21 protein-coding genes and 2 pseudogenes are annotated in these 24,113 nt (G+C 46.3%); 9 read left to right on the top strand and 14 right to left on the bottom strand.

Translation table 11 applies throughout. The features are described 5' to 3' along the window. Positions 1–187: 187 nt before the first annotated feature. A complete protein-coding gene (locus PM3016_RS07905; RefSeq protein WP_013914899.1) occupies positions 188–1,057 on the bottom strand; it encodes a YitT family protein in 870 nt (289 codons plus the stop codon). Positions 1,058–1,241: 184 nt separating this feature from the next. On the opposite strand from PM3016_RS07905, the gene PM3016_RS07900 reads away from it, so the two are divergent. From PM3016_RS07900 to PM3016_RS07890, 3 genes are all read left to right on the top strand, one after another. Next, a complete protein-coding gene (locus PM3016_RS07900; RefSeq protein WP_013914898.1) occupies positions 1,242–1,715 on the top strand; it encodes a CBO0543 family protein in 474 nt (157 codons plus the stop codon). Beyond that, on the top strand, positions 1,712–2,233 hold the full coding sequence (locus PM3016_RS07895; RefSeq protein WP_014369053.1) for a hypothetical protein: 522 nt from the start codon (positions 1,712–1,714) through the stop codon (positions 2,231–2,233). The genes PM3016_RS07900 and PM3016_RS07895 overlap by 4 nt, the downstream gene beginning before the upstream one ends. Before the next feature lie 72 nt (positions 2,234–2,305). After that, the gene (locus PM3016_RS07890; RefSeq protein ID WP_014369052.1) at positions 2,306–2,803 is read left to right on the top strand and encodes a CBO0543 family protein; all 498 of its coding nucleotides are present in this window, start codon (positions 2,306–2,308) and stop codon (positions 2,801–2,803) included. A 48-nt stretch (positions 2,804–2,851) separates the two neighbouring features. Here PM3016_RS07890 and PM3016_RS07885 read toward each other — a convergent pair. From PM3016_RS07885 to PM3016_RS07860, 7 genes and pseudogenes are all read right to left on the bottom strand, one after another. Continuing rightward, positions 2,852–3,958 (bottom strand): annotated as a pseudogene (locus PM3016_RS07885) (MBL fold metallo-hydrolase). Between the two features lie 145 nt (positions 3,959–4,103). Continuing rightward, positions 4,104–5,273, bottom strand: coding sequence for an MFS transporter (locus PM3016_RS07880; RefSeq protein WP_013914894.1), 1,170 nt, complete (start codon positions 5,271–5,273; stop codon positions 4,104–4,106). 60 nt (positions 5,274–5,333) lie between these two features. Then, positions 5,334–5,729, bottom strand: coding sequence for a (R)-mandelonitrile lyase (locus PM3016_RS07875; protein WP_014649834.1), 396 nt, complete (start codon positions 5,727–5,729; stop codon positions 5,334–5,336). Between the two features lie 21 nt (positions 5,730–5,750). After that, positions 5,751–6,152 (bottom strand): alpha/beta hydrolase, encoded by a 402-nt coding sequence (locus tag PM3016_RS07870; protein ID WP_202948960.1) that lies wholly within the window; start codon positions 6,150–6,152, stop codon positions 5,751–5,753. Positions 6,153–7,580: 1,428 nt separating this feature from the next. Beyond that, complete coding sequence (locus PM3016_RS37145; RefSeq protein ID WP_013914890.1) at positions 7,581–7,694, bottom strand: hypothetical protein; 114 nt, start codon at positions 7,692–7,694, stop codon at positions 7,581–7,583. 253 nt (positions 7,695–7,947) lie between these two features. Continuing rightward, positions 7,948–8,616: a Type 1 glutamine amidotransferase-like domain-containing protein gene (locus PM3016_RS07865; protein WP_014369049.1), complete on the bottom strand. Its 669-nt coding sequence runs from the start codon at positions 8,614–8,616 to the stop codon at positions 7,948–7,950. A gap of 205 nt (positions 8,617–8,821) precedes the next feature. Further along, complete coding sequence (locus tag PM3016_RS07860) at positions 8,822–9,463, bottom strand: hypothetical protein (protein WP_014369048.1); 642 nt, start codon at positions 9,461–9,463, stop codon at positions 8,822–8,824. A 398-nt stretch (positions 9,464–9,861) separates the two neighbouring features. On the opposite strand from PM3016_RS07860, the pseudogene PM3016_RS39425 reads away from it, so the two are divergent. Next, positions 9,862–10,083, top strand: a pseudogene (locus PM3016_RS39425) (helix-turn-helix domain-containing protein); the annotation flags it as partial. A gap of 109 nt (positions 10,084–10,192) precedes the next feature. Here the strand turns inward: PM3016_RS39425 and PM3016_RS07855 are convergent. Next, positions 10,193–11,815 (bottom strand): FAD-dependent monooxygenase, encoded by a 1,623-nt coding sequence (locus PM3016_RS07855; RefSeq protein ID WP_013914885.1) that lies wholly within the window; start codon positions 11,813–11,815, stop codon positions 10,193–10,195. 607 nt (positions 11,816–12,422) lie between these two features. Next, on the bottom strand, positions 12,423–13,307 hold the full coding sequence (locus tag PM3016_RS07850; RefSeq protein ID WP_013914884.1) for a LysR family transcriptional regulator: 885 nt from the start codon (positions 13,305–13,307) through the stop codon (positions 12,423–12,425). 143 nt (positions 13,308–13,450) lie between these two features. Between PM3016_RS07850 and PM3016_RS07845 the strand changes: the two genes are divergently transcribed. Beyond that, on the top strand, positions 13,451–14,470 hold the full coding sequence (locus PM3016_RS07845; RefSeq protein WP_013914883.1) for an alpha/beta fold hydrolase: 1,020 nt from the start codon (positions 13,451–13,453) through the stop codon (positions 14,468–14,470). Between the two features lie 396 nt (positions 14,471–14,866). Here PM3016_RS07845 and PM3016_RS07840 read toward each other — a convergent pair whose 3' ends face one another. The 4 genes from PM3016_RS07840 to PM3016_RS37130 all read right to left on the bottom strand — a co-directional run bounded on the left by PM3016_RS07840 (position 14,867) and on the right by PM3016_RS37130 (position 17,724). Then, positions 14,867–15,487 (bottom strand): NAD(P)-dependent oxidoreductase, encoded by a 621-nt coding sequence (locus tag PM3016_RS07840; RefSeq protein WP_014369047.1) that lies wholly within the window; start codon positions 15,485–15,487, stop codon positions 14,867–14,869. A gap of 265 nt (positions 15,488–15,752) precedes the next feature. Beyond that, on the bottom strand, positions 15,753–16,127 hold the full coding sequence (locus PM3016_RS07835; RefSeq protein WP_013914880.1) for a VOC family protein: 375 nt from the start codon (positions 16,125–16,127) through the stop codon (positions 15,753–15,755). A gap of 141 nt (positions 16,128–16,268) precedes the next feature. Next, positions 16,269–16,772, bottom strand: coding sequence for a MarR family winged helix-turn-helix transcriptional regulator (locus PM3016_RS07830; RefSeq protein WP_014369046.1), 504 nt, complete (start codon positions 16,770–16,772; stop codon positions 16,269–16,271). A 607-nt stretch (positions 16,773–17,379) separates the two neighbouring features. Further along, positions 17,380–17,724, bottom strand: coding sequence for a hypothetical protein (locus tag PM3016_RS37130; RefSeq protein WP_081484310.1), 345 nt, complete (start codon positions 17,722–17,724; stop codon positions 17,380–17,382). A gap of 624 nt (positions 17,725–18,348) precedes the next feature. Here PM3016_RS37130 and PM3016_RS37125 point away from each other — a divergent pair. From PM3016_RS37125 to aspA, 4 genes are all read left to right on the top strand, one after another. Further along, positions 18,349–18,870 carry a hypothetical protein gene (locus tag PM3016_RS37125; protein WP_081473146.1) on the top strand — a complete coding sequence of 174 codons (522 nt, stop codon included), beginning with the start codon at positions 18,349–18,351 and terminating at the stop codon, positions 18,868–18,870. Between the two features lie 532 nt (positions 18,871–19,402). Continuing rightward, on the top strand, positions 19,403–20,563 hold the full coding sequence (locus PM3016_RS07825; RefSeq protein ID WP_014369044.1) for an asparaginase: 1,161 nt from the start codon (positions 19,403–19,405) through the stop codon (positions 20,561–20,563). Between the two features lie 371 nt (positions 20,564–20,934). Further along, positions 20,935–22,200: a cation:dicarboxylate symporter family transporter gene (locus tag PM3016_RS07820; RefSeq protein WP_014369042.1), complete on the top strand. Its 1,266-nt coding sequence runs from the start codon at positions 20,935–20,937 to the stop codon at positions 22,198–22,200. A 33-nt stretch (positions 22,201–22,233) separates the two neighbouring features. Continuing rightward, a complete protein-coding gene (aspA, locus tag PM3016_RS07815; RefSeq protein WP_014369041.1) occupies positions 22,234–23,670 on the top strand; it encodes an aspartate ammonia-lyase in 1,437 nt (478 codons plus the stop codon). Positions 23,671–24,113 lie beyond the last annotated feature (443 nt).

Below are 24,113 nucleotides of genomic sequence, written 5' to 3'. Positions count from 1 at the left end.
CTTCGTCTTTGGCAAGGAGTGGTTTTCCCAAAAGGATTGGGAGATCTGCGAACTGCCGGGTAAAGTCGAGATCAATAACGAGAGCATTTGTTTACCCAGCGGTGTATTCATTTGCTGAACAAAATGACTCGCCAGTTCATATAAATCGCCGTTCAGATTCGTGTAATCGATTATCTCACAAAGCCATTTAGTGAATATCGTGTTTCTTGAAGTTTCCGCCTCTCACTTCGGCAACATCGTATACCATAACAAATGCACTCGGGTCAATTTCATAAATGATTTCTTTCATCTTGCTTTCTTCCAGCCGGTTAATGACGCAAGTGATTTCTCTGAACTGTTCGTTGGAATATCCGCCCTGCACGAGATTGTATGTAGCACCCCGACCTAAGCGGTCACGAATGGTCTCTACCATGGTTTCGGGATGTTTGGTGATAATTTTAAATGTTTTGGCGCCGCTTAAGCCTTCTTCAACGATATGAATCACTTTGGAGGCGATATAATAAGCAATGGCTGACAAAAAGGCCCCTTGAAGGCCGAATACCGTCGAGACGACGATAAACACAAACATATTCAGGAATAAGATCAAATCGCTTGTACCGAAGGGAAGTTTTCGGGAGAGCAGTACGGCCAGCATATCAATCCCATCCAATGCGCCGCCATTCCGCAGTGCCAAACCCATTCCAAAGCCGATAATAATACCTCCGACAACGGTTACGAGCAGCGTATCGCCTTCAATGATGGGCGAGATGTGATGCAAAACGACAGTGCCGACGGCCAGTGAGGCAATACCGATCACGGAGTAAATGGCAAAGCTTTTTCCGATTTGCTTGTATCCCAGGAATATAAACGGAATATTAAGAACAGCGATCAACAGTCCCAGGGGCAATCCGGTAAGCTCGAATCCCACGATGCTTAAACCCGTTATACCGCCGTCGGAGACGTTGTTCGGAATCAATACGGCCTCAAGTCCATAAGCCGTGATAAATCCCCCCATGATTACGGCAAGTCCTCGTAATCCCCTTTTTAATAAGGCGAGTTGTTTGTTCTCTGTCTTCATTCATTAACCCCATTTCGTTTTCATAAGCAGGTTTGGTTTAATTTTACCTGATATCCATACAAATATCACATTTCCACTGCTTATTGTCAGGATAGCAGGTTAAAAGCAAGCTATAGGAATCGGATAACCTATCCGGGGGTGAGGAATAATAGTATCAATCTGCATGTAAAAAGGTGGGAATCGGTTGGCTATCCTGATTTTCTGCAGTCTATCCGTGCTGCTCATTCTTACATTTTCCGTAACGAAACGCCGACTGCATGTCTTCGAAGGAATTATCGTATGGGTTTTAACCGTATTGCTTCAGAACAACTTTTTTTGGCTGATCGGATTAAACTACAAGCTAGTCGAATTCTCGCACCATTGGATAGACTATCTGGTATACGATACTATTCGCAGCATTATAGTTCCGCTCGGCATGATGCTGTTCCTGGAGCTTCACGTATCGCTGGACCGGAGGTGGAAGAAGCTTCTGAACGGGGCTATGTTCGCCGCGCTTTTTGTCGGCCTGGAATACTTGGGCGAAGTGCTTGGCCTCCTCAGCCATAGCCTACATTGGAGGTTATGGTACTCCTTTGCCAATTGGGCCTTGAATCTGGTGGTGTTGGGGTTAGCTTTTAAAGGGATCCGGTCCATCTCCCGAAAGGAAGTGAGGATATGAGATTACCCGTGCACTTTGACGGCAACGAGTGGTTTTCGATAATTTCCTTGTTGATTATGTTTGCGCTTGTACTGATTCTGCCGCGGCGCTTTCCGACGATCGTCTCATTCGTATTTCTGGTCATTGGAAGCGGAACCGCCCTGTTTGTAGACTTTCACCTCGGTCTCCCGCCGGTGGATATGTACGATGTTAACGATCTCCCGATGTATGAATGGTTTGATTTAGTGAATTTCCTTCTGTACAGCCCGTTTGCTTATATGTTTCTTTATCTGTTTGATTGGTGGAAGCCGAAGGGGATCCGGATCACTTGGTACGTACTCGCTTGGTCTCTTGCCGGAGTTGCTTACGAATGGGTTTCTGTTACCTTTTTCCATCTTTATAATTACGGGAAGGGGTGGCAGTTCGGGTATTCTTTCGTGTTTTATTTAACCTCACAGGCCTTTACGGTGTGGTTTTATTATATGGTGAAGCATTGTTATAACCGCACGAAGAACAGGTCAGGCCCGGAGTGGGCTTGAACGGTTTACTATCGATGAATTTGTCATGAACACATTAGAAATTATATGGTTAGCTGCTGGAGGAAACTGCTTATGCATGTTGCTTATTCCATATTGATTATTCTCGCTGCCTGGCGTTGGGGCGATTGGAAGAACTGGAGACTTTATCACCCCTCTATGCTATTTATCACAGCAGGAGGACTCCTTTATGAGTACCTTACAAAGGATCAAACCATGTGGAAGTTCCATCCCGACTTCCTTTACAATCAAACAGTAACCGTTGTGGTTTATGCTCTGGTAACCATGCCTCTTTCAGTCCTCATATTCCTGTCCTTGTATCCCAAAACCATTGGCAGAAAGCTTATTCACTTCGGCCTATGGATTGCCATTTACGCATCTGGGGAATGGGTATTACTCTCCATGGGTAGAATCTCGTACCAGAACAATTGGAGTCTCAGGTATTCCATCTTGTTTGATATGATGATGTTTCCGATGATTCGGCTTCATCATACAAAGCCGTTGATTGCATATGGACTTTCCATACCTATTGTGGTTTCACTGATCTACTTGTTCCATATACAGCTGGAATAGTAAGGGAGGCATATCGGCCTCTCCTTTGGCGGTTGCAACTGATAGCCGTTAAGGCAAGTGCTTTTTCCACCAGGTTGATACAGGAACCGATAAATTCTCAGTCAGCAAAACGGTCTCCCCAATTTGAGGTGCAATGAGATTCACATTTGTTTTCTTTCCCTCTGCTAAGGCCCGTTCAATAGGTTCTGTCCAACCATGATATGCCAGGGTAAACGCTCCCCAATGAATTAACATCATCTGTTTCCCATGGACATCCACGTTAGCCTGTACCGCTTCTTCAGGTGTCATATGAACCCAGGACCAGCGCCGATCATATTGCCCTCCTTCCATTAACGCGATATCAAAGGGTCCGTATTTATTCCCGATCTCTTTAAAGTGTGAATCATAGCCACCATCCCCGCTGGTATAGAAACGAGTAGTTTTGCCCAAAATCACCCAACCACCCCATAACGTCGTATCCCGATTGAAGAGTCCTCTTCCGGAGAAGTGTTTGGATGGGGTCAAGGCAACGGTGAGCCCTTGGAACTCTGCTTCATCCCACCAATTGAATTCTGTAATTTTGTCTTCTTCCACACCCCATCGAATCAAGTGCGTACTTACACCGTAAGGAACGAAAAAGTGAGATACCTTTCCTTTCAGCTTTTGAATGGATGGATAATCCAAGTGATCATAATGATCATGGGTAATAAAAACGGCATCAATAGGTGGCAGTTCATCCATGAGATGCAGCAGATCTTCGCTATAACGTTTGCTTCCTGCAAAAGATACAGGGGATGCAACCGGCCCAAACATCGGGTCTACAAGAATCTTTTTATTATCAATGCTGAGTAAAAACGCAGAATGCCCAAACTAGGTCAGGCTATCCTCTACGCTATTTATTTTGCCCCAATCGATTACGGAAACAGGAAGTTTCCCAGCAGGATTACGGTCCTTAGCGCCTACAATAGAATCCTTAATCATGGAAAAATACTCCGATACCCCCATATCCATCTTGGTTGGCACCTGATTGACAAACTTCCCGTTATTATAATTCTCAAACTTACGATACCGTTCTTGTTGTTCCTTATCTAAGTTTCCTCCGAATACGGGATGTAGGTTAAGAAACAATGCAGCGATCACTCCTGCTGCGGCCAGCAATACGAATACATAAATCATTATTTTTCCCCTAATCCTTCCCGATCATGGATAGAGCACCTGCCTCAACCGCGGCGAGAGCCATTTCATGAAGATACGTCTTGTCATTAGATTTTACTTCCTTTATTTTGATCCATTTACATTAGAATAGTCAAATGGTGAGCCGTCAGGAGAATTGTTTTGCAGGGTTACATAGGGAGTTCCTTAGAAATATGGAAGCCGCACTTCCTATTAAAAATAGAAATCCCCCAAAAACAATGTATTGGATCCCCCATCCTGAGATGATTAGGCCACAAATAGTGGAGCCGAATGTTGTTCCTAAATTGGCGGATGTCAAAAATAACCCATTAGCGAACTCAGAAGCCTCTGGAGCTGCGGACGTAATCCAGTATTGGTTGATATTCGCCCCTATCCCAGCCAAGATTCCCCAAAGCAAAACAATGATGGCCATTAGCACGCTGAAATGACCTGCCCAGTACCAGATGATGTAAACCGCTCCTAATGCAAAAGGAAAAATGGCTGCCGTTTTGAAGGCATTTTTAGTAAGCAGCTTCCCTGCAAGAATGTTTCCAATCATATTGGCAGTACCGTATAGAAGCAGCATGAAGCTAATTGTATTCCAAGTCATCTTCGTAATGGTCTCAAGATACTCTGAAAGGTAACTATAAACACCGAATACGGCTCCATTCATCAAAATGACAGCGGTAATCGATAGCCAGGTCATTGTTTTTTTCAGTACGCTTACTTGTGCCCCGTAAGAAAGTGGTTCACGAACAGGCATGGATGGGACAAAAAGGAGTGTTGTTATGAAGACGACAATATGGACGATGGCGAAGAATAACATGGCCAAACTTAGGGAGGTTGCAGCAGCAGCTATGCTCGTGACGGGGACTCCTAGTACCATCCCTGCAGATACGCCAATGAATATTTTCGAAACCGCTTTGGGGACCTCTTCCTTACGAACCGATGCAGCAGCGACCGTAAAGGCCAATGATACATAAATAGGATGGAACAAAGCCGGGATCACACGAGCAATTAATAATACTGTAAAGTTCGTTGTAAGTGCGGAAACGATGTTACTCAATATGAAAACGCCTAATACAAGTAACATGGTCGTCTTACGATTCATGCGTGAAAACAGCAAAGGCATAGTTGGACCAGATAGGGCAACAGCAAGTGCAAATAGGCTTACGACCAACCCTGCGCTGGATATACTGACATTAAATTTATCGGCAATTAACGGCAGCACCCCAATTACGCCCATTTCCGTATTAAGAATACCGAATACCCCTACTGCCAGAATCAAAACCAGCAGGTTCTTTCGTTCAGCTTTCATCATTCGTCTCCTATCCTCATCCCCTGTATTCCACCTTTTTTTCTGTATGATTCCGCGTAGTCAGGTATTGTATTGATCGTCACTGACCTTCTCCATCCAATCGACGGCCTTACCGTCAAGATGCTCTTGAATGGCAATGTGAGTCATAGCTGTGGTTGGAGAAGCACCATGCCAATGTTTCTCACCCGGCGGGAACCAGACCACATCACCTGGACGAATCTCCTCCATAGGACCTCCCCAGCGTTGAACCCGTCCGCTGCCCGCAGTTACAATCAAAGTCTGACCCAGGGGATGAGTATGCCATGCCGTTCGTGCACCTGGCTCGAACGTAACGCTTGCTCCAGCTGCGCGTGCAGGGGCGGCTGCCCCAAACAGGGGATCAATACGAACTGTTCCGGTAAAATAGTCAGACGGTCCTTTGCCGGAAGCTTGTGATCCGATTCTTTTGATTTCCATTTCTCCCATACCTCCATTGCTCTAATTTAGACTTGCTTTAAAGAAGCTCTCGAGCTTATCGAAGGGGATTAGATCCTTTCTGTCATACAGGTCGATGTGTCTTGCATCTTTGACAACATACAATTCCTTTGGTTCGGCAGCCATCTTGTAAGCCTCTTCTGTAAAATAGCGCGAATGGGCGTTTTCACCCATCATGAACAAGATGGGTCTTGGCGAGATGGATTCAAGATCAGTAAGCAAAGGGAAGTTCATAAAAGGCATGTCGCTCGTGATCGTAAATCCGCCTATCGAATTGGGATGGTGTCCACGTGGAGCTGCGTAATATTCAAAAAACTCACTTGTGATAGGATCCAGCCCCTCTGGAATTTCTCTTTGGGCAAATACAAATCTGCGGCAAATAAACAAATGAATACGTTTATTCAACTTACGTCTATTATTATATTTATTAATCGTACATTCAATGGTTAAAAAAGAGCGAATTGTTGATATATCAACACAGGAACCGAAGATGTTAATTATCTTGGTTGGTGAATCGTTAGAGGACGATGCGTTCGCCTTCTACGAAAGATATGTCCAAAAATAAGTTGGGGGGCAAAAAGGGGGCAAGCTGTATAGAGACTTCAACTGCCGTTTTTGGAACGAGCTCTCTTCAGTTCAGTTCTTCTTCATTTTTTTCCTTCATTGAATACGAAAAAATGACCGTTCTGGGGCTCTGCAGCTACCGGACGCCTCACATGCCTGTCTGTCCCAAAGCATGCCTTTTGACACAGGTACTTACGTTACTTTTTCTGTAGACCGAAGATAAGCATAGCTGCCAGGTTCCCAAAAGCAATGACAACTGCCAATTCTGCAGCCTCCATGCAATCGTTCCTGCTCCTAGGCATACATCCAACCCAAGCTTTGAATCCCGGCATAAACTGGTTATATATCTACTTTCGATAAGGAGTGAACCTCGAATAATGGGATATATGCAACAAATGCCTCCCTATACCCAGAATCCAATCGGTCTTCAACATTGTTTATATCGTTTCACTTATATGTGGCTAAGAAATGGAGACAATTTCTGGTTTTTTCTAACGACTGTCGGGGAATCAAGAGCCTATGGCTTTAGATTTTTCGGCGGAAGATGGAATCAATATTCGATTGCAGTAAGAGATATTGTTTCCTTCCATTGTTCTCCGATTCCAACTCTATATTAAAACGATGTGCCTGACCTTCGTATCCGTATCATTCAGTCTAAATTAATCAATGAAACAGAGTGCAGCAACTCGACGGATTGCTCTCTGTTCTGGTTGAACTATCGTCTCCAGTTACTTCAATGAACCTGCTGCTATCTTACGATTAGCCAAAGAAGCTCCCAGGCAAGAATGCTTGGAAGCTTCTTTGGTGCTCTGAAAGGTACAACAATGGGCTGCCCCGCTGACCATTTGAGCGTCAGCTGGTTAGAGGTCGAGGCGGTTGACCTCTATACAGATGTTTTATTCCGGTTTGTGCTTTTATGTAACCCATCCATATAAATTTTTTAACTCCCGTCGCCATAAACATTAAAACTCAAGCCTTAGGCTTGAGTTTTAACCCTTTCTTAAATGAGCCAGCCGGCCCCAAGAACGATAACCAACAGAATGTAAAGGACCAGAATTACTCCTGTGCTTGTATAGTACCCTTTAACGCAACTCATCGTGGTTCCTCCCCTCGTGCACCGATACTGTATTGTATGAGTGTTTATCTCGAAGGTATAGGCCATATTCACAAAAAGGCGAATAACTAGCCATCCTTGTCCCTCACGGGCAGACAAAAAGCTATATGTCTTATGTATTAAAAAAGGCGCCCAATTGAGCACCTTTTTTGGACTTAGATGACGAAAGCAGTAGAGACGATTACAAGCAGGATGAAAAGAACCAGGATAACCCCTGTGCTCGTGAATCCGCCACCACAACCTACACCAGCTCCGCCTGCATAACCCATAGTTGTCGCCTCCTTCTGGTTCAAGCTTACAATCAGTTTATGGGATTCTTCGCTTGTCCGGATTGGACAGCAGATTAAAATGTGTCCTTGTACGCAGTCCCTCACACATTCTGCTTTTAGACAGACTTAGGGCGATAATGAAAGTTAAACCGACCTGGATACAGGTTTGCATATGAAACAAAATAAGCGGCCGCGGCCGCTTTATCAATTGAACTATCGTTCCCAGTTAGCTCAATGCCCCATTTCTTTTTGACTAGGGCGAAAAAAGTTTCCAATGTCCTTCGGAAACAACTTCAACTGCTCCGTCGATCACTTTGATGGCGGTCTGATCATCAATCGCATACCCCGGCCCCTGCATCCTGGCGGCCCAGCTCTCTGCAGAGGCCATTGTGTTATGCGGCAGCATTTCGTGATCCAGATGCGGAAACATTGCAAAATCAACCAGTCCCAGTGCTTCATCGCCACCGTTGGATGGAGTCCAGCCAACGAAGAATTCCCCGATGTTAGGTGCCATCACCATACTACCGGCGCTCATTCCAACATATACTGCCTGCAGCGACGGCAAAAGGTCTGCCAGCCCGGATTGCCGCATCCAGTGGCACAGGTAGAGGGCGTCTCCGCCCGCCACCAGCAGGACGTCCGTCTCCCGGACCAACGGCACCCAGCGGTCTTCGCTGATGCTTGGCAGCGCTGTGAGCTCCAGCACGCCGACAGACTTCCAGCCCAGGTTGACCATAGGATTCTCTTCTTTTCCACTGATGAATTCCCAGGCTTTGACGCCGGGGCCGACCCAGGGGTGTCCGTACATCGCGGTGGGGATGCACAGGGCGTTGGAGTCGGCGATCGGCTTGCCCAGCATGCCAACCAGCGCTTCGTGTATGCTTTTGTTATTGATGCCTCCAGATGTAAGCAGAAATTTCATGATTTCACTCCTTTTCTTTGTGTGCGTCTGGCGTTTATTCCTTTAGCTTCTCACATGAGGGTGCGGACGTCTAATAGGACAGCTTAAGCTGCTATAAAACCCAAACTGACTCAATGGGACCACCGATCTTACTGGCAGCCTCATCATGGTTGTTTGTTGTGGAACTAACGTCTCCCGATAGTTGAATCATTACTTGCTAGGGTTGTTAGTTCAATGGAGACAGCGACTCCCCATCTCTATATAAGTCGTTAAGCTCACTTGTTGTTTTAGAAACAAAATTCTCTATAACATCTTCTCTTAAGTAAACAGGAATTATCTGGGGTTCATTTCCCCTGTCACGTAGCCATTGTAGCTTTATATCACGGTATTGATTTACTTCAATCTGGGTTAACAATGGTTCAATAGTGTAGGCGGCTGCTATATGTAGCTTTTTAAGAACATCATCTGTCCATTCCTCTCTCATCAGGTCAAACTCAACCTGATTTGACTCCTTATTATAGGTTTTTCTTATATCGTCTTTTTCCCCTTGATACTCCTGTTCAAAATTCATAAACACAGTTTCCGTCCATCTGATGTCCGCATAGATATGAGCGAAATATCTAAGGATGTAATTTTTCCAGTCAACATCATAATGTAAGCTTAGATAATACAAACATTTTCCCTTAAGCACTTCAATACTAGGGAATTTATCTTCGTATACAAAATGAGTAATTCCCTTATCTTTTCTAGTCACATTTTCTCTTACATGGATAGCATCCGGAGCAATACTTCCAATTAAAAAACTCGGAGTTGGCATGCACAAACAAAGTTCTGAAGCAATAGCAAAATGGACCATCGGATAAGGCATCTTAAGAACCTCCGCAGATAAATGGAAAGGATAATGTACGTAAATATACTACCATATATTGGGACCACCCTGCCCACTACTTCAATGAAAAATGGAGCAGCTGCCGCGGCAAACTGCTCCTGGATCGTTGAACTATCGTCTCCCGTCTGCTCTCGCTTATTCAGATCTATGATGAGATGCACAGTCAAACACGCAATCCGCTTCGCTTACTATCGCAGGCTATGTCCCTATGTGCATGCATGGGAGATCATTTAACTTTAAATTCAGGACAACTTGCAAATGATCCGTTCTGGACAGTGGTTTGGAAGATGACCGATTTCATTCTTCGGCACTATGAGAACAAAATTACGCTTGATGAGATGGCAGCCACGGGTTCTGTATGAAGGAGTCGATGTTGTGAGCTGTTCGGCAGTTATATAGGTCAAACTCCGAAATCCTATCTGACACGGTATCGCATCCAAAAAAGCTGTGAGATGTTGCACGATACGGATAGAACGATCAGCAAGATAGCTATTTCTTGCCGGTTTCAAAGTGCAAGTTATTTTTCCTATGTATTTTGCAAGGAGATGGGTATTGTTCCACAGATGAGCGACGCTAATTTTAAGGTGATCACCCCGTGAGCCCAGTTTTCGATGTACTTAAACGGCAGCCGATCTTTGGCCGGCTGCCGACGTGTTTTAATTTAGCTATTAAGCTATCGCTAATCTTAAAATTCTACCCGTTCGAGTTTCAAACGCCGAGTTTGACTGTAAATAAAGGATCCAAATATTGTTGCAGCTGATCAAAATTGATGGAATCGCTTAAGTATCCGATATATCCATCCGGCCTTATTAGTACCAGACTGTCAGGTCCTATATCATAACGCTTATGAAGTTGATGAGCAGGATCGAGAATGATCGTACAACCGTGATGGGATGATTGCTCATGATGCTCAGTCATTATCAAATACAAGTCTATTTCGTTTTTCCAGCGATCCAACGCTTCAAGTCTTAACTCAGTAAGTTTGGAATCAGAAGCGACGATAAGTAAAGCATGACGGGTACCTCGCAAGATTTCGAACAAACGCTGTTCCGTTTTGTTAGGCCCTATCAAGGTTTGAACATCCGGTGCCCGATCTCCGGCATGAATGTGATGCGGTTGCAGATGCTGAATGAACGAGCGGTGCTCCTGCACGATGGGACTATTTCGATAGTTAATTGCAATTTCAGAAATCTGATTTCGAATTCGTTTCTGAACCACTTCTCTGGATGATAAAAAAGGTGCAAGCTGATTCCTCAATTTCTGCGTGATTCTATTCTTAGTGGTTATCATTTTGATCATCGTATCGGTCATTTTCAAGACAGAATGGGCAACAGGCAACCGTTCCAGCGAGTAGGTTTGAAGCAACGATTCAGCCGCACTGCCCCTTGCAACAAGTGCAAGCTTCCATGCCAAATTAAAAGCATCCTGCATGCCCGTATTCATGCCTTGCCCGCCGGCTGGACTATGGATATGTGAGGCATCTCCCGCCAAAAATACCTTTCCGTGCCTGGTTTCCTTCACATGGCGAAGGTGGGAGCGGAACCCTGCAAGCCATACGGGGTCGCTAATTCGGGTGCCTCGAGGTCCGCGAACATCGACGATGTGCTGAAACTCTTCCAGGGTTGGATCCGGCACTTTTTCACTTTGCAATGGGGTGTTTACCTCAGCCATCAGCCGATATCGGTTATTTCCATAAGGAAATGCCGCAAGCAAACCTTCTTCATGGATAAAAAGATGCATTTCATTCTCTGGGAGCTCCCAGGATACCCGTACATCGGCCAAAATAAAGTTCTCCGGATAGACGGCCCCCTCGAAAGGAAGATTCAAAAGATGACGGACAGAACTGTGTGCACCGTCACAGCCAACGAGCCATTTTACCTCTGTGGCTTCCTCCTCGTGATCCGCATGCCGAAGTGTTGCAGTTACGATATCTTCCGTCTGTGAGAAATGGACCAGCTCGACCTGCCGTTCAATCTGCACACCGAATTGCGCCAAATGTTCAATTAAAATCTGTTCCGTTTCGGACTGCGGCAAATCCAAAATAAATGGATAAGGCGAATCCAAATCATCAAAACGAATATTCAGGAGCTGCTTTTCGCTTCCCAGCCAAGCTTGCATCCCGTGGACCTTCAATCCCTGTTTAAGAAAAGGCTCGATCGTGCCCATCCGTTCCAGCATTTCCAACGACCGTGCGTGAATACCGAGTGCTTTGGAAAGTTTGGAGGGCTCCCGGGACTTGTCGATAATACGGAATGAAACACCATTCCGAGCCAGCTCACAAGCCAATGTTAGCCCGACAGGTCCCGCTCCTGCAATTAATACATCCGTCATTTCTACAACTCCTCCTTTACGCCGTAAAGTAATAAAGCCTGCAAGAGTCATGAAGTATGCTCTAGCAGGCTTAGTGTTATTATATATCTTCTATACTCCCATAATAAGCGATTACGAATAATTTATATATCCAAATGCTCCTACAGCACGTCAGTCCCTGCCCGCCTCGTAAAACTACTGGTTCGGCTCACCGTAATTTATCTTCAACTAACCTGCCCAATAGCTTAATGACAAAAGGAACAGGTGCTACGGCGGTCAACTGCTCCTGGAAGGATTTGAACAGTTCCCAGTTAGCTGAACAATATGAGGGAACATCAGTAGTTAGTTCTACTTAGGAACGATATATTGTATTACCAATATGCCCCCAAAATTTTACATCGATTGTTACTCCTCCAGTTATCCTGCAATAAAAATAGCAACAGCCAAGGACGAGAGATTAAAGTCCTTGACTGCTGGTTTATTGAACTGACGCACCTTTTATCCCTCCAGTGCGAAAGCAGAGCTGCACCACAGAGGATGAAAATAGGTCTGGTTTATCCAGGTGTTCGAACGGTGCCAGCTCGAAAAGTATTATATACATGTACTAAACGGTTTTATTTTCATTTTGTTAGGCAAGTACTTCCCTTGCTGCTTCTATAAAAGATAACACGATTGGTGAAAGCCACTTGTCTTTATGCCACAACATCTGTGTATACACGTGCAAGTCAGGAATTTGCCATGAAAGGGGAACTAGTTCCCCGCGTTCAACTTCGGCTTCCGTTACGATTTCTGGAAGAAAGGCAATACCGATTCCTGAAATTGCACATTGTTTAATGGCCTCAGCACTTTGAAATTCTAAATACGTAATGCTATCAATGCCCTCTTTCTCAAATGACCGGTCAAACATGGTTCGATAGGGACAACCTTTCTCATTTGTCAGGAACACTTGCCCGTGAAAATCTTCCGGCTTTAGCACAGTTCGTTTTGCGAGCGGGTGATCTGGAGCAGCGAACAAGCGGAAATTTTCTTCAAGCAACGGTTCTACGGTAAGTACGCTCGAGCGAATCGGTTCGTCCAACATATAGACGATATCCGCGGCTCCCTCAAAGAGTGTTTGCTTGAGCTCTTGATTTGGAACGGAGCGGAAGATCAGACGTACTCCCGGATGCTGCGAACGAAACTGTTGAAAGACAGCTGGAAGCCGATAGGCGCAAATAACCTCATTGGCACTTATTGTTAGGGTGCCGCTTAGATTTTCATTGTCATGAACGACGCTGTGAGCTTCGTCCAATTTGTCAAGAACGCCTTGGATATGAGTTAAAAAGCGCTTACCCGCAGTAGTGAGAACGAGCTGCTTGCCCAAGCGATCAAAGAGGCGGACACCAAGCTCATCCTCCAATGCTTTAACTTGCATCGTGACATTGGAGGGGACGTAGTTCAGCACTTCAGCAGCTCGAGTGAAATTTAATGTTGATGCAACCGTGCGGAACGTATTTAGTTGGCGCAACTCCAATATACGATCCCCCTTAACTTTCAATATTATTGAATACTACTATGAATTCCATTCACTTTTATTGAGGATACCACGGATCTATACTAGCAACAAGAAATACAATTTAAATGTATGCTTTCATTTTGAAAGGAGCAAACAACACGATGGAGTATGAAATTTTTGATTTGGGTGACGTATCTTTGCAATCAGGAGTGACGTTACCGAACGCATTTCTTGCTTATAAGACTTATGGAATATTGAATGAAAAGAAAGATAATGTCATCGTCTATCCAACTGCTTTTGGCGACCAGCATGTTCAAAATGAATGGTTAATTGGGAGTGGGATGGCACTTGATCCCGAGAAATATTTCATCATCGTTCCAAATTTGCTTGGAAATGGATTATCTTCGTCCCCTAGTAACACGCTTCCGCCATTCGACCGTGCTAACTTTCCGCAGGTGACCATCTATGACAATGTTAAGCTCCAGCATCGGCTGATTACCGAAAAGTTCGGCATTCAAAAGATTGCTCTTGTAGTTGGATGGTCCATGGGAGGCATTCAGGCATTTCAATGGGGTGCAAGTTATCCAGAGATGGTGGAACGAATTGCACCTTTCGCGGGAATTGCCAAGCCATGGCCCCATACATTTGTTGTCTTGAACGGTATGAAAGCTGCGCTGCTATCTGCAGTTGGTTTCGATTCAAATAAACAAAACCAGCTGACTTTTGCAGACATGCGCGCCGTTGGCCGGGTCTATGCGGGATGGGGATTATCGCATGCTTTTTATAGAGAGGAGCTTTATCGTGAGATGGGGTTTGACTCCTTGGAAGATTTTGTGGCTGGCGTCTGGGAAGATAGCTTTATGAAGATGGATCCGCATAATGTCCTAGCCATGTTATGGACAGGCCAACATGCAGATATTAGTGCAAACCCCTTATATAACGGAGATTTCGATAAGGCACTTAAGAGCATTAGGGCTCTTGCCTGTATCATGCCGGGAAGCACAGACCTCTTCTGCACAGCGGACGATAATGAATACGAAGCTAAGCTTATACCTAATGCTGTCTTTAAACCAATCCCGTCGATCTGGGGCCATTTTGCCGGTCGCGGGATCAACAGTGCCGATAATCAATTTATCGATGATAACATAAAACATTTGTTAGCACGTAGCACAAACGGATAGATCGTTATTTGCATTGCAGCCCGTTTATTTTTCTCATGAATTTATACCTAACCGTTCGTATTTGGGGTCCACCAGAACTTACTGGTCCGACCTCTTTTTTTGTGGTCGTACTTTATTTAATAAAGGCAGCAGTCTAACACTATATTTTCTCATTAAACAGTTTTATTTTCCAAGTCTAATACTTTATTTTTTAATCAGAAATTTCAACAAAGACCTGTAAGTAAATTAAATGTGCAACCACGCTATCCTGCCCATTAGCTTAACAAGGCTACCGGTTAACGCTCTTCATGAAGAGATACTGTGGTTACTTAACTACCATGTTGAAAAGTAAAAACGAAGGAAGACAGCCATGAACTGGCTGCCTAATATTAACGCAAAAATTAGATTTAGATTGCTCTAATAAGCGATGCCGACCCTGGAGCAGTTATATTCTGCGCTATTGATTTGGCGGTAAGCAAACTCCGCCGTATCAGCAACTGATATCGAAGTTCCACCTTCCGGTAAATAATCGCGTTCAACGCGATAAGTTCCAAGTCTGTCTCCATCTGGCAAGTAAGTAGGACATACGATCGTCCAATCCAAGTCCGAATGTAGAAGCAGTTCGTAGACACGACGATGTTCTTCTGCTGCAAACGTGCTTCTCCGGCGGGATTCCGATGACTGATAGCGATACAGATCCGGATTCGTTCGGCTACGCAGAATGCCGGCTGTACCTACTGAGACGATCCGCCGTATCCCCTGCTGCTTCATTTCTCTTATGACTATATACATCGATTCCGACAGAGTCGTCGTCCCGTCCGTTCCCAGGGAGCTGAACACTGCATCGGCACCTTGCATGGCAATTCGTATATCATCCTTGTTTGTTGCATTACCTTGAATAAGAGTCAACTTTCTGCCGGTAACTTCCATCTTATTCGGTTGGCGCACTAATGCGGCGACTTCATGCTCACCCCGAAGAGCATCGGCAACGATCCGGGTGCCGACACGGCCAGTGGCGCCCAGAATAAACAGCTTCATTGTACAAACCTCCAACGCTAACGACTATTCATTATTTTGATCAGGCAGTGTCGAAATAGGAATCCACTTTACGCCGATCTGATGGGGTCTGGTGTTTCGGGGAGTTTGGGATACGATCCTGGTTTCAGTGTACATTCAAATGTGATCCCGGCACAATGAGTATCCCCGTAGATGCAGCTGCTTTTCGTTGGTTGGTATTCGTATACAAATGCAGCCTTATCGATTTTTCTCCGTTAGCTCCTCCCAAAAACCTAATAACCAGCATTTATACCGGGTCATGTGGAAAAGGCTGTACATACTCGGCAACCAAACCATCCGGATGTTTCACGAACATAATCCAGCTTCCCGGAGTCTGTTGCGGCTCAGTTAAACAAACTGCGCCTTGCTGTTGCAAGAAATCCCTCGCTTCTTGAATAGAGTCTACTACAATGGTTGCACTTGCGATTTCAAGCTCCTTTCTGATATTGGCATCACCTGCCATAATAAGAACTTGAGAAACCATCGCTAAGTCAAGATGAAGATCTTCATAACGGACACGCGCCTTGCATCTCTCTTGATATAAAGCTTCATAAAAGTTAATCGTAGACTCCAACTGATCCGGCTCAATATATACACGAATCATCGTATCAAGTACTTTCATTTTATAACTTCCCTTCTGCAGGTTATTTTTCTAATCCCGTTTCTCAAAACACAGCCATCAGACTACTAGCATATACACTGCCGTACCCACATTAATTCTTGCCGATTGTCATCTACCACCCAAGTAGGAACGCGGTGCCCATCATTCTTCGCTTACACTATTTGAGTTCGCTTCATCGATGGCTGCAGCAATCTTGTAAGACAAGGATACGAGAAGTCGGCGCTCCTTCTCCGTGAGACGTTCTGCGGTAATCCGCTCGAGCCGGTTCCAGATATCGTTTACCTTTGCTTCCAACTCGCGGCCTGAGTCTGTTAGTGAGACCAGTGTCACTCTTTTGTCCTGTGGCGATCGGGTACGAGTCACCAGTCCCGCCTCCTCCATCCGCTTAACCGATTTGGCTACAGTGGAATGGTCCAGCCCGATTAAACGGCCAAGACTTTGCTGCGATTGGCCATCCTGATCCCATAACTGCATGAGCATAATTTCCTGCCCCGCGAACAATCCTATCTCGCGAAGCATTTGGGCAGCTAAACCTCGATGTGCCCGAGCTAACATAAAAATGGCGAAGCTTACCGGATATCGCTCATTGGTACTTGACTCCCCATTCTTTCTTTCCAATTGTGTCTCATCATCTTGACGCTCCATCGATAATCTCCGTCGTTTCGTCCTATAATTGTTGTATCGTCTTGGTCGGATAGTCTGTCTACTCACGCAAGTTGTCATCATACAAGCTCGCGGTTGTGGTGTATTATATTTCCATCAAAGTTAATATAACACAAATAAATGTGGTCGGCAACATATTTGTTTATAAAATATCGACATGCGTTCAAATGAATTGCCTGTTACCATTGAATTTCCCAAAACATGCTCCTCAGGCCAAGGTTATAAGTTCAGAAGTTAAATCGCTTTTCTTCTGCATCTTCAATTTTAACTAGAAACACCTATTTCGTCATGTTCGCAACGCTGAGTTCATAATTTTCATGAAGGGACTATGCGTCACCATGACCAGCCTGTTGCGCAGTGCAGTCAGCATGACGTAATGGCCGCCGCCGGTGAAATGCTTTTCGATCGCTCTCCCGGGGGCATTCCCTGTATGAGTGGAGGAACTATAGGTTTGGCTGAAAAGGGAGAAGCACCTTGATGAACACTCGGGCTACTGAGATTGATGAGCTTGATAAGCAGTAAAGTGAAGAGCCCAGCTTATACAAGCTGGACTCCTTTCTGCTCCGTGATTGTTAGCTAGCATTCCCCCTTATTGCAATGACCTCATTTCTTCGATAACCAAATAAATTCGCTCATCTTCTTGGGAACCATCAGGAACATAATACAATAGTATATTCTCTACTAGATATCTACTATGAGGAACCACCCCTGCTGCAGATGTTTTATTTTCAAAATCCTTTGCTCCATCTACAGCTCCTTGACTGGAAGAGTAGATATAAATGCTGATTAACTGGCTTTCATTAATAGTAAATGTGTGAGGCGCAACACCATTTAAATTTCTTAGAAACACATTTTCAGGGTGCATTCCTTTTGGCTCTGACAATGGTATTCCATGTTTTTCGAATATACCTGTAATTTCGGTTAAATTAATCATTTTCTTGTTTTGACATCCTATGACAGTTAAACTGATTGCCAAGATTAATATTATCAGTGATTTATTCAGCTACTCCACCCCTTCCTTTTTTATTAACGGACGATTTAAATTTGGAAATGTTACGTTGATCTACGCCGGATATGCCATACGGGCAGCAGCTACCGGATTCCTCACTATGCCTGTCTGTCAAAAAGTATGCATTTTGCAACGATGAAAGCCATTAAACAGCAAGTTATAGTATCATGCCCCCCTCCCCCCGTCAAAGTATTAGTTTCGCCTAAATCCTTCATTATTGATGAATAGATCTTACATGGAGCACCTTCCCCAGTGGCAGCTGCTCTATTTTCATTAAGCGATCAGGGAACGGATACCGGATTTCCCGCCAATATATAGCACAAATTGTTAAGCACTCCGCACAAATTGGCAAGACTTGGAGGAAGTAATCAATTATTATCATTACTTGTAAGAGGCATTCAAGTGAAGATAGTTGTAAAAAGGGGGAACCCAATGAGCCAAGTATAAAAAAGTAGATTTCTAGTGTTGGTCCCAGGATGGGTAAAAGGAGTTCCCCAGCAGCGCTGTACTGCTCTTGTTTGGAAAATTGAAATAGAAAAGAGGATATTTATGAAAAAGTTTACATTATTGTTATTGGCAGTGTTCATGCTTCAGTTCTCTATTGTTACCGCCGCTTCTGCAAAAAACAGCCTTCTTCCTGGCGAAAAGCTCACTGCGGGACAGATGTTGGTTTCCAATAATGGAAGGTTCGCCTTGGTCATGCAAACTGACGGCAATCTCGTACTTTATCAAGATGGCGGCAATCCGATCTGGGATACAAATACGGATGATGTAACCCACAGTTATTATGATCCGTATTATAGGACTTGGAGGACTGTTAAAGCTAATACATTGGTAATGACTTCTACTTTGACTTTAGAAAGTTCAGTCGGAAAAGGTTTCGGTACTCCCCCATTCTGGCATTCTAACATTCCGAGCTGGATGCGTAGTTACTATCCCTCAAATAATATGCCTCCACTTGTCGGCGCCGATAGCCTGTGGGTTCAAGATGATGGGAATGTAGTCCTGTATAGCACAACGACATCTAGAGGCACATATCCCGTCTGGGCCTCGAATACAGGCGGACGATAAGAATATTACTAGCTGATCCGCATGTAAAAAGGCTTCAGCCTGTAGACAACCCTTCCCTAATAGGAAGGATCTACAGGCTTTTTTGTGCCAATTCACGAAGCACTGAAACAACTTGTAAACGGGATCGCTTAATCATGCAAGAAGGGGGCAGCATCGGCGAACATCGCTGATGCTGTCTCTATTTTTTGTCCATGCAAACTAAAACAAACGTGATCTGCCTCACGTTTGCCGTCTACCCCTAGAGAACACCCGACGTGCTCGCGCGACTACGAATATGTGCGGCATGGTACGATGACGCTTCTGGCGGCGATCGATTTAGTGAGCGGCGTAGCGGATACTCGGCTACAGGAGCTTCTTTAGCAGGTTCATGATATTCTCATTCGACGTGTACGTAAGGGGAATTCTTCCAAAAAAATTGTAAGTTCAACTTATATAGTTTTGTAGATTCGTATAGATTTTTATAGCTAAGACTTATACTGAAAATGAAAGCGGTTTATTGTAAAGTTAATCTATTTGAGGAGGAATTTTTTAAATGAAGAAATTAATAGGAAAGAAGATCGCGGCTGTCACTGTACTAACATTATCTCTTATATCCACAGGATGTGCGGCAAAAAACCAGCCCAATGTAGAAACAAAAAATGCGACCCCAATTGTTGAATCCGCTTCCGTCGCAAATGTGAGCAATGCTGTCAAACCCAATTTACCCAACATTCATATTTTAACAATGGGCGGCACGATCGCCGCGGCCGGCTCCGGTCCAGCTCAAACTACCGGTTATGAGGTGGGGGTTCTGACTCCGGATCAACTTATTGAAGCGGTGCCATCACTAAAAGATATTGCTAACCTGACAACGACTCAAGTGGCGAAAATGGATTCAGGGACATCCAATACCGATGCCGTCATGGTTAAGCTGGCGAAGGAAGCCCAAAAGACATTGGATGATCCAAAGTATGACGGCGTTGTCATCACCCACGGTACGGATACATTGGAGGAGACTGCTTACTTTCTCGATTTGACTGTTCATTCCGATAAACCGATCGTGTTCGTCGGCTCCATGCGTCCCTCAACGGCATTGTCTGCTGACGGCCCGTTCAACCTATATAATGCTGTAGCGCTAGCCGGTTCTAAAGAAGCCCAGGGTAAAGGGGTACTGATCTCCTTTAACGATAAAATTGGAAACGCGCGGGATACTTTTAAAACCAGCACTACCGGCGTTGATACCTTCAAAAATCCGGAACTAGGCTACCTTGGATATATGCAAGGAGGTAAACCTTACTTTTACAACTTGCCGGTTAGAAGACATACAAATCAGTCCGAATTTGATATTCGCAGTATGACTGAAGATCATTTGAAGCGTGTCGATATCGTCTATTCACATGCCAATGATGACCGTGTAATGGTTGACGCGGCGGTTTCGGCCGGAGCGAAAGGTATTATCCATGCCGGTACAGGCAACGGCTCCGTTCATGAAAAAACACTTCCAGGTCTACAGGATGCTATAAAGAAAGGTGTTGTCGTTGTTCGCGGTACCCGTGTACCTGAAGGTATAGTTACCAGAGAAAAAATCGATGACGACAATACATTTGTCGTTTCCGACAATCTGAGCCCTCAAAAAGCACGCATCTTGCTGATGTTGGCACTCAGCCAAACCCAAGATATACAAAAGATTCAAAAGGATTTTAACCAATACTAAGAAAAGGAGGATTCTAATGCACACATATAATAGCAGATTGACGAAGCCGATCACGAAGAAGCTGCGGAAGAGCGCGATAATCGCGATTACGTTCAGGGGCGAGAGCTGATCGTCCTGGGTGTTCCGGCATAGCGCCAGCAGTAGCTCGGTAAACCACTGCCGTCAGCTCGAGCGGCACGCCGAGCACCCAGAGCAACAGCGGTCGGTTCAGACGGCTGACCTGCATGATGAAGAAGAGATGCCGTAAGCCAGGTAATAGAACAGCGCGGGATAATGCAAGTGGCGGCCCCAATCGGCCTCCCCCGCAGCCTCCCTTTTACAATAGCTTTGAAAGCGTTTTTAAAAAAATTAGTTGATAAGGTGGGATCCTATTGAAAAATTTCGGTCTGGCGTTTCAAATTCTGGTGGGCCTGGTTCTCGGTATCATCGTCGGCGCTGTCTTCTACGGCAATCCGGCCATAGGGGCTTATCTGCAGCCGCTCGGCGATATTTTCCTGCGTCTGATCAAAATGATCGTCGTGCCGATCGTCATCTCCTCGCTCATCGTAGGGGTAGCCGGCGTAGGCGACATCAAGAAGCTCGGCAAGCTGGGCGGCAAAACGATTCTGTATTTTGAAATCGTAACGACCATCGCCATCATTTTCGGCCTCCTCGTCGCCAATGTCGTGAAGCCGGGTGCCGGCCTGAACATGGAGCAGCTGACGAAGAGCGATATCTCTAAGTACGTGGATACGACCGAGAAAGCGACGAACCACAGCTTCACGGATACCTTCGTGAACATCGTGCCGAAGAACATCTTCGAGTCCTTCGTGGCCGGTGACATGCTCGCCATCATCTTCTTCTCCGTCATCTTCGGTCTCGGCGTAGCCGCTATCGGCGAGAAAGGGAAGCCGGTGATCGCGTTCTTCCAGGGCGTGGCGGATGCGATGTTCTGGGTGACGAACCTCATTATGCGTTTTGCGCCGATCGGCGTCTTCGGACTCATCGGGATCACCGTCTCGAAGTTCGGTGTGGCTTCCCTGCTCCCGCTCGGCAAGCTGGTCATCTCCGTATATGCCGCCATGTTCCTGTTCGTCTTCGTCATCCTCGGAGCGATCGCCAAGCTCTGTGGAACGAGCATCATGATGTTCATCCGGATTCTGAAAGACGAGCTCATTCTCGCTTACTCTACGGCAAGCTCCGAGAGCGTGCTGCCGAAGGTCATCGAGAAGATGGAGAAGTTCGGCGTGCCGAAGGCCATTACCTCCTTCGTCGTACCGACCGGCTACTCGTTCAATCTCGACGGCTCGACCCTGTACCAGGCACTGGCGGCCCTGTTCATCGCCCAGATGTACGGCATCGATCTCTCGATCTCCCAGCAGGTTACCCTGATGCTCGTGCTTATGGTAACATCGAAGGGAATCGCCGGCGTGCCGGGCGTATCGTTCGTCGTCCTTCTGGCAACACTGGGCTCCGTAGGGATTCCGCTGGAAGGCCTTGCCTTCATTGCGGGCATTGACCGGATTCTCGATATGGCCCGTACAGTCGTCAACGTACTCGGCAACTCACTGGCTACGGTTGTAATGGCGAAGTGGGAAGGGCATTACGACCAGAAGAAGGGTAATCAATACTTGGATTCCATCAAACAGGCGGCTTAATCACAAAAGTTCCGCTGGCAGGGGGAGAATGGGATGAGTACAGGTCAGGTGCGGATAGAAAAAGATTTTCTCGGTTCCCGGGAGGTCCCGGTCGACGCCTATTACGGCATCCAGACGCTGCGGGCCGTGGAGAACTTCCCGATTACGGGCTACCGGATCCATCAGGAATTGATCCGGGCCATGGCTTACGTGAAGAAGGCGGCCGCGCTCGCCAACATGGAGACCGGGCAGCTGAACAAGCGGATCGGCGAAGCGATCGCCCAGGCCGCGCAGGAGATTATCGAAGGCAAGTGGCATGACCAGTTCATCGTCGATCCGATCCAGGGCGGCGCGGGCACTTCAATTAATATGAACGCCAACGAGGTCATCGCCAACCGGGCCATCGAGCTGCTTGGCGGCACGAAGGGTGATTATTTCACCGTCAGCCCCAACACGCACGTCAACATGGCCCAGTCGACCAACGATGCGTTCCCGACCGCCATCCATCTGTCGACGCTGACCCTGATCGGGAAGCTCACCGTCACGATGGAGGAGCTGCTCACCACGTTCCAGCGCAAGGCGCTCGAATTCGATCCCATCATCAAAATGGGCCGCACCCATCTGCAGGACGGCGTGCCGATCCGGCTCGGGCAGGAGTTCGAGGCCTACAGCCGGGTGCTCGCCCGGGACATCAAGCGCATCAAGGCAACGCGTGAGCATCTCTACGAGGTGAACATGGGCGCCACCGCAGTCGGCACCGGCCTTAACGCCGACCCCCGCTACATCAAGCGGGTCGTGGAGCATCTGGCCGAGCTGGTCGGCCTGCCGATCAAGGGGGCCGAGCACCTCGTCGACGCGACGCAGAATACGGATGCCTACACCGAGGTGTCGGCGGCGCTCAAGGTGTGCATGATCAACATGTCGAAGATCGCCAACGACATCCGTCTTCTGGCCTCCGGACCGCGCGCCGGTCTCGGCGAGCTGCTGCTGCCGCCACGGCAGCCCGGCTCCTCCATCATGCCGGGCAAGGTGAATCCCGTCATGGCCGAGGTCGTGAACCAGGTCGCGTTCCAGGTGTTCGGCAACGATCATACGATCTGCCTCGCCGCCGAAGCCGGACAGCTTGAACTGAATGTCATGGAGCCTGTGCTCGTCTTCAACCTGCTGCAGTCCCTCGGCATGATGAACCAGGTGTTCGATGTGTTTCGCAAATACCTCCTTGAGGACCTGCAGGCCGATGCGGACCGCTGCCGGGAGTATGTGGAGAAGAGCGTCGGCGTCATCACCGCGCTCAATCCGCACCTCGGCTACGAAGTCGTCGCCCGGATCGCCCGGGAGGCGATCGTCACCGGCCGTCCGGTCCGCGAGCTGTGCCTCCTGTACAATGTCCTCACCGAAGAGGAGCTGAACACGATCCTCGACCCTTACGAGATGACGAATCCCGGCATCGCCGGAGCGCAGCTGCTCCACCGCGGGGACCCGGACAAGTAAGAAGATCGGACACAGACTTTAAAAAGGCCAGCGAAGAGATAATAAATGGTGAAATCATACGTTTACTTCAATTTCTTAAAATGCTGTTTATAATATAATACAATGGCTGTCGGCATATTTCTGATAGCCCTAGATGACGAAAGTTTAATAAAGAGCCTCAGCAGTTGGTCAGACGACCAGCTGCTTTTTCGTTACTAACGGAAACACGGACTTAGCGCGGAGTAGCAGAGCGAACTTATAATTTTGATTTCAGAAATAAATATAATTTAATAGATTTTCCATAACATTTATAAACGAAGGATGTCAGAGGACAAAAACATACTTACAATGAATGCCGCCGAATGCGGCATTTTTGTTCTATGTAAGTAAGTTCTTGTCTTTAAGTCAGGACAAGAACTTACTTACATTGCCGCCAGTGGACAAGAAAAAGCGTACATTTCCGC

The sequence above is a fragment of the Paenibacillus mucilaginosus 3016 genome, from assembly GCF_000250655.1.
GTDB classification, from domain to species: domain Bacteria; phylum Bacillota; class Bacilli; order Paenibacillales; family NBRC-103111; genus Paenibacillus_G; species Paenibacillus_G mucilaginosus.
This window is presented reverse-complemented; position numbering and strand designations above follow the sequence as displayed.